Here is a 5,881-nt window from a genome sequence, read left to right as displayed (position 1 = left end):
CCGCCTCCCCTCACAGAATGTCTGGCACGATAGTGTCGAGCGCTTGTTGGCTTGCCCGGTGCAGCCGATCAGTATTGATGGTCACTTCTTCCTTGGGGCCGATGGCCGACTTGTGCGGCTTGACTTCAGCAGCGCTGATGTCGTGCGGATGTCATCGATAATCCCGAGCACCGCGTTCCGGAACGAGCCATCGGGATCCTGCCCGGCAACCATGAGTGCGTCGAGGATCGCGGCAACTTCGTCATCTGACAGGGCGTGCCCCGCCATCTGCTCTGTCACCAGGACGCGCATCGCCAGCGAGTTCGCTAGCGTGAAATTCGTCATCTGCCGCATGATCGCAAGGTCGCGCGCGGCTTTCTCTGCGGTCTCGTCCATGTGGCGCAGGCTGACTGAGTCCTTTCGCCGCAGCAAGGGAGGTCGCGCATGATCCGCCTCCCCCTCACCCCTTTCTCCGCCGTGCAGGGACAGCCTGCGGTGCAACCGCTGCCTGGGATGCTGCTGCCGCATCAGGCCGAGTGCGGCGGAGAGAACCACTTCACCCTGCTCTCCAGCCGGGCCGATCGGTCTCGCGTGTTCGGCTGGGTCGTTGCGTGCGTTGCGTTGGGTCTCGCGTTCAATGCCGCCCACATCGCCGCGGTGATGTGGGCGGCCTCACCCATCGGCAACTGAGGGGCTGCCCATGACCACGACAACGTCCGACGTCACCATTACCGACACGCCGCACCCGCTGCTGTCGCCGGCGATCAAGCAGGCGCGCACCGACATTACCCGCGCCGGCTGCATCGATTTCTCCGGCTGCAATCTCACCACGGCGGTGATCGCTTTCAATGAGTACGATCACAAGCTGCTGGATGACGGCAAACTGAGCCATTCGATCGAGACCTGGCCGCCTGCCGTGAAGGCGAAGATGCGCGCCGAGCTGGACAATTTCTCGACCCGCAATGGCGGCGCCAAGATCGTGTTTGTCGGCATGGGGATCTCGGTCGATCCGCGCGGCTTCGTGATGGCCCTGCACTGGAAGCCGAAAGCATGAGCGGCTCCGCGCACGACCAGTTCGAACTACTCCGATTTCTGTGCAACCTCGCAGATCAGGTGGTGGCCACGCGGATGGTGAACCTGTCGCGCGAGACCATCGCCAGCCTCCGCGAGCGTGTCGCAGCAGCGCGCACCGTGTTGCTCGATGACGATGCGCCCCGGCTGATCGACTATGAGGCCGCCTGCGCCGTCGAATGCATGGCCGAGCTGGCCTATGCCCGCGCCGACCAGAGCAAGCCGCGTGAGGACCGTGCGGTGATGTATCTCAACACGCTGCGCAACTTCATGCGCGGCGACCTCAACATCGCCGAGCGCAAGTCCGGCCGCACGGTGACCGTCCGATGAGCGCGATCCGCCAACTCGACATTGCGGGTCAGACGCCGGCGACCGCCCTGTCTCAGCGCTTGATGGCCTTTCTCACGCGCCGCGGCGTGCCGGCGCCGACCACGCAGCCTGCGCGCAAAAGCGACGGCAAGTTCAGTCCAGTGCAAATCGCCGACGCTGCAATGCCTGACGCTGTCGCAGGCGCTATTTGCGCCGGCTATTTCGCCAGCGTGTGCGCGATGATGGGGCTCGATCGCGACCGAGCGAAAGCGCTGATCGCGCGCAATGCCCATGGCGGCATCCACCTGACACGCGACAAGGAATGGCGCAGCGCTATCTATGCGCGGCAACTGGCGATGTATCTCGCATCGACCGAAGCGAACATCTCGCAAGCGCAGATTGGCCGTGTCACGGGCCTCGATCGCGCTGGTGTGCACAAGGCGCTCCGCGCCGTGGAAGATCTCCGCGATCGTGCGGACTACGAAGAACTGATCGCCTGCGTCCTCGTCGACGTCGCCATGAACGGAGTACGTCGATGACCTTTCGCCATCCACTGCGCAACGAATGGGACGCGGTTGCAGACCAGTTCACCGCCATGGCCAGAAAGCACGGCCGCGAGGGTGTGATGGCGCGCGTCATGATCGACATCATGCCCGGCTTCCTGACAGCACTTGAGCGGGAGCGCGATAAAGGCACGTCGCCGCAGCAGATGTTTGACGCCATCGCGGCGGCTGCCGGCATGATGATCGAAAACGTGATCGAGCACCATCCGACGTCACCGCCGCGTCAAGCGCTGCAGCGCATGTTCTCGCTCATCGAGCGCAACGCGTTGCCGAAGCTGCAGGCGAAGAAGCCGGCAATCATCCTGCCAGAGGGCTACGAAGGATGAGCGCGGACTACATCAAGATCACCCAGGTGCGCGTGACGACGGACACCCATTCCGCCGTTCTCGTGCTCGACGGTCTTAAGGAAGACCAGCATGTCGTGCTCGATGTGCCGCGCGAGGTCGCGCATCAGCTGGCTCTCGACCTGATCGCCGCCGGCTTCGGCCCTGCCCAGCGCGGAGGCCACGCATGACGCGCCGTGACGACAGCCGCGAGATCCGCGCCATGCTGCAGGACCGCCTGGGCGAGGTGCTCGGCCGCCTGTTGCCGGGCGGTCGCGTCGATGGCGGCCTCTACAAAGCAAAGAACCCGACGCGTGACGATCGCAACGCAGGATCCTTTGTCGTCTGGATGCATGGCGTCGCCAAGGGCGGCTTCAAGGACTACGCCGGCGGTGAAGCCGACAAGGGCGATATCATCGACCTCATCAACTATGTGCATCGCCGGCCGAAGTCCGATCGCAAATTCGCGTTCCAGTGGGCGCGCGACTTCCTCGGCCTGGCTGCGATGGATCCCCGCGCCCGCGAGGCGGCGGCTGCTGCGGCAAAAGCCAAGGCGCTGCAACAGGAGCGCAGCGACAAGGCGAACGAACTTGCCAAGCAACTGCGCGCCGTGAACATGTTCGAAAAGGCGCAGCCGATCATCGGCTCTCCGGCAGAGCGCTATTTCGAAGCGCGCGAGATCCCTCTGTCCATGATCGCCAATCTCTCCGGCGATCTGCGCTTCGTGCCGTCGCTGGAATGGTGGCGCGGCGCCGAATGGGACATGCGCGACCAGAAGCGCGTCAAGGTGAGGCCCGGCCCGACCTATCCCGCCATCATCAGTGCGGTGCGCAAAGCCGATGGGTCGATCTGTGCCGTGCACTGCACCTTCCTCGATCATGGCTGCGGCGCCAAAGCGCCTGTCGAGGATCCGAAACTGATGTTCGGCGCCGTGGCCGGCGGCGTCATCCGCCTCACCAACGGACCGTCCGGTCAATCGCCGGAGGAAGCGGCCGTCTCCGGCCGGCGCGACATCCTCGTCATCTCCGAAGGGATCGAAACCGGCCTGTCGGTCGCCATCGTGGCGCCAGAGGCGCGCTGCTGGGCGGCGACCTCGGTATCGAATTTCGCGAACGTGCCGGTGTGGCATGCCTGCGTCCTGAGCGTCGTGATCGCCGCCGACAATCCGTCGGAAGGCAAGCGGCCGGAAGCGCGCGCACAGTTCTTCGAGCAGATGGAGCGCGCTGTAGAGGCGTTGAGCCAGCACGGCATACCCGTCACCGAGATGACGGCGCATGGCGGCGCGAATGATTTCAACGATCTGATCAGGGACTGAGATGAGCACATTCGACATCAAACTCGCCAGCCGCCTCGACGATCTCGCGCACCAGGCCGCATCCGGCATTGCCGAGGTGATGATCGTCGCAGCTTCCCGGCTGCGTCAGCTCGCCGATCTGCCCGACCATGTGTTGCCGCCTCCGCCGATCGTGCCGATCAAGTTGGACCCCGCGCCGATCGGCGAGGACGATCATGTCCTCGAGACCGTCGATGGTGTCTCCAGCGGCATGCACGATATGGGCGCAATGCCGGAGCGCAACGCGCGCCTGAAGAAACCTGCAGGCAGCGACCTTGTGATCGAGCCGCGCACCATCTTCACGGATCCGCGGTTGTTGCCCGGATACAAGCCGCCAAAACGCTGATCTCTGAAGTGTAGTTGCGTTGCGTCCCCGACCACAACCGAAAGCGAGAACCATGAGCACAACTCCGAACGGACAGGCGATGGCCAAATACACGGCCAACCAGGCGGTGCATGCAGCCAAGATCGCCAGCGTCGAGCCGATCAAGGGCGAGAAAGGCAAGAGCCTGCTCACCTTCGAGAACAACTTCTACACGCCGGCAAAGATTGACACGGCAGGCATCGCGACCATCGACGGCAAGGATCCGCAGCCCGGCGACTACTATGTCGTCGGCGCCGACGGCGAGGCCTATTTCGAGCATCCCGATACGTTCGAGCCAGCTTGGAAGGCTTCCACCTGAGTTGACACCGGCGGCGTCACGGCGCCGCCGGCCAGTGCTGTTGCGTGCGTGCGTGCATCATCAATCATTCGAGGGACTAACCATGGACGAAAACAGCAAGCCGGGTGTGGTCGACAGCGCCAGCGACGCTCGCACCGCGAACAACGTCATGCGCCACGAGTATCGCGTCCTGACCGATATTGAGAAGGCGTACATGAAGGAGATCAAGGATCTCGGTGCCGATTTCCTCGGACATCTCCACGACGTCGGCGGCACCGATGCTAAAGCCGGCCGAATGGCCTCTCGCGAACTTTCGATTGCGCAGACCAAGATCGAAGAAGCCGTCATGTGGGCGGTTAAGCACATCACGCGCTGACGTAACGCGGCCTCCGCGCCGCAGGATTTTCTAAGCAATGGTTCAAACTGGCCCACGCGGCGTCCGCGCGAAGTTCGCGGACGCAAAGGACGCGCTTGTCCAAAAAATGTCGATCGAGGATCCGCATCCGCTGGCACCGCGGAACGGCTTCGAGGCTGGCAAATGGGATGGTGCGCCCTTCGATCGGCTGCCACCGGAGTGTCCGGTGGTGCCGCTTGGCGTGAATGGCAAAGCGTCTTTCTTCCTCGACACGCTGGGCCAGCTGATGTCTTTCGAGACGATGAAGCCCGCCGATCTCAGCGTGCTTTTCCGATCGAAGCCAAACTACGTGTATTGGGCCTGGCCGCGCTGGGCGGCGCCGAAGCCCAATGCCGATGGCGAAATGCAGCGCCCGAAGATCAACGGCGTCGAAGAAAAGAAGGCGATCCTCTGCCTGCAAAAAGGCTGCGCCGATCGCGGCCTGTTCGACGCCACCAACAAGGTGCGCGGCCGTGGCGCCTGGACCGACAGCCATGGTCGACTGCTCTGGCACTCAGGCTCGGCGCTGTGGCGCGTAGAAGGCGGCAAGCTGAAGACGTCGTCGCCTGGCGAGATCGACGGTGTGTTCTATCCGAGCTGCCCGTCGATCATGACGCCATGGCAGGAGCCGGTCGATCCCTCCGACAGCCCGGCGCGGCAGATCTTCGACATGCTGCAGACATGGACGTGGGAGCGTCCGCTGCTCGACCCGCTGCTGGCACTCGGCGCGATCGGCGTCATGCTGCTCGGTGGCGCCCTCTCCCATCGCCCGCATCTCGCCGCCATGGGCGATTTCGGCGTCGGCAAATCGTCGCTGCAGGATCTGATCAAGGGCGTGCTCGGCACCGCGCTGATCCGCGCGGAGAATGCGACGGAGGCCGGCGTGCGCCAGCATATGGGCCTCGACTGCCTTCCCGTCGCGCTCGATGAATTCGAGGCAAAGGAAGACAATCGTCGCGCGATGGCGCTGCTGGAGCTGGCACGGCAGGCCTATTCGGGCGGCACCATTTTGCGCGGCGGCCAGGACCACAAGGGCGTACTGTTTATCGCCCGCAACGCGTTCTTCTGCTCCGGCATCAACATGCCGCCGATGCTGCCGCAGGACAAATCGCGCTTCGCAGTGCTGAACCTCGGCAAGATCAAGGTTGGACAGAAACCGCCCGGCGCCATCCAGGAGGAATGGGGTCGCATGCTGCTGCGCGCCCTGATGGATGCCTGGCCGGACTATGCGCGGATCCATGGTGACT

General features: G+C 63.9%; 12 protein-coding genes. 11 read left to right on the top strand and 1 reads right to left on the bottom strand.

Translation table 11 applies throughout. The features are described 5' to 3' along the window. Window positions 1–81: 81 nt before the first annotated feature. The gene (locus ACIQ17_RS29940; RefSeq protein WP_398473094.1) at window positions 82–375 is read right to left on the bottom strand and encodes a hypothetical protein; all 294 of its coding nucleotides are present in this window, start codon (window positions 373–375) and stop codon (window positions 82–84) included. Window positions 376–423: 48 nt separating this feature from the next. Between ACIQ17_RS29940 and ACIQ17_RS29935 the strand changes: the two genes are divergently transcribed. From ACIQ17_RS29935 to ACIQ17_RS29885, 11 genes are all read left to right on the top strand, one after another. Further along, the gene (locus ACIQ17_RS29935) at window positions 424–669 is read left to right on the top strand and encodes a hypothetical protein (RefSeq protein WP_398473093.1); all 246 of its coding nucleotides are present in this window, start codon (window positions 424–426) and stop codon (window positions 667–669) included. Window positions 670–679: 10 nt separating this feature from the next. Beyond that, window positions 680–1,033, top strand: a complete 354-nt coding sequence (locus ACIQ17_RS29930) for a hypothetical protein (RefSeq protein WP_398473092.1) — start codon at window positions 680–682, stop codon at window positions 1,031–1,033. Beyond that, window positions 1,030–1,380 carry a hypothetical protein gene (locus ACIQ17_RS29925; RefSeq protein WP_398473091.1) on the top strand — a complete coding sequence of 117 codons (351 nt, stop codon included), beginning with the start codon at window positions 1,030–1,032 and terminating at the stop codon, window positions 1,378–1,380. Before ACIQ17_RS29930 ends, ACIQ17_RS29925 begins: the two co-directional genes overlap by 4 nt. Next, window positions 1,377–1,898: a hypothetical protein gene (locus tag ACIQ17_RS29920; protein WP_398473089.1), complete on the top strand. Its 522-nt coding sequence runs from the start codon at window positions 1,377–1,379 to the stop codon at window positions 1,896–1,898. The genes ACIQ17_RS29925 and ACIQ17_RS29920 overlap by 4 nt, the downstream gene beginning before the upstream one ends. Beyond that, window positions 1,895–2,248, top strand: coding sequence for a hypothetical protein (locus tag ACIQ17_RS29915; protein WP_398473088.1), 354 nt, complete (start codon window positions 1,895–1,897; stop codon window positions 2,246–2,248). Before ACIQ17_RS29920 ends, ACIQ17_RS29915 begins: the two co-directional genes overlap by 4 nt. Then, window positions 2,245–2,436, top strand: a complete 192-nt coding sequence (locus ACIQ17_RS29910; RefSeq protein ID WP_398473086.1) for a hypothetical protein — start codon at window positions 2,245–2,247, stop codon at window positions 2,434–2,436. Before ACIQ17_RS29915 ends, ACIQ17_RS29910 begins: the two co-directional genes overlap by 4 nt. Then, the gene (locus tag ACIQ17_RS29905; RefSeq protein WP_398473084.1) at window positions 2,433–3,560 is read left to right on the top strand and encodes a toprim domain-containing protein; all 1,128 of its coding nucleotides are present in this window, start codon (window positions 2,433–2,435) and stop codon (window positions 3,558–3,560) included. Before ACIQ17_RS29910 ends, ACIQ17_RS29905 begins: the two co-directional genes overlap by 4 nt. Before the next feature lies 1 nt (window position 3,561). Then, the gene (locus ACIQ17_RS29900) at window positions 3,562–3,924 is read left to right on the top strand and encodes a hypothetical protein (RefSeq protein ID WP_398473082.1); all 363 of its coding nucleotides are present in this window, start codon (window positions 3,562–3,564) and stop codon (window positions 3,922–3,924) included. Window positions 3,925–3,976: 52 nt separating this feature from the next. Beyond that, a complete protein-coding gene (locus tag ACIQ17_RS29895; RefSeq protein ID WP_398473081.1) occupies window positions 3,977–4,261 on the top strand; it encodes a hypothetical protein in 285 nt (94 codons plus the stop codon). An 82-nt stretch (window positions 4,262–4,343) separates the two neighbouring features. Further along, on the top strand, window positions 4,344–4,616 hold the full coding sequence (locus tag ACIQ17_RS29890) for a hypothetical protein (protein WP_398473080.1): 273 nt from the start codon (window positions 4,344–4,346) through the stop codon (window positions 4,614–4,616). Window positions 4,617–4,722: 106 nt separating this feature from the next. Continuing rightward, the coding region (locus tag ACIQ17_RS29885; RefSeq protein ID WP_398473079.1) for a hypothetical protein at window positions 4,723–5,881 on the top strand (1,159 nt) is incomplete at its 3' end.

The organism is Tardiphaga sp. (genome assembly GCF_044340795.1).
Lineage (GTDB): Bacteria > Pseudomonadota > Alphaproteobacteria > Rhizobiales > Xanthobacteraceae > Tardiphaga.
This window is presented reverse-complemented; position numbering and strand designations above follow the sequence as displayed.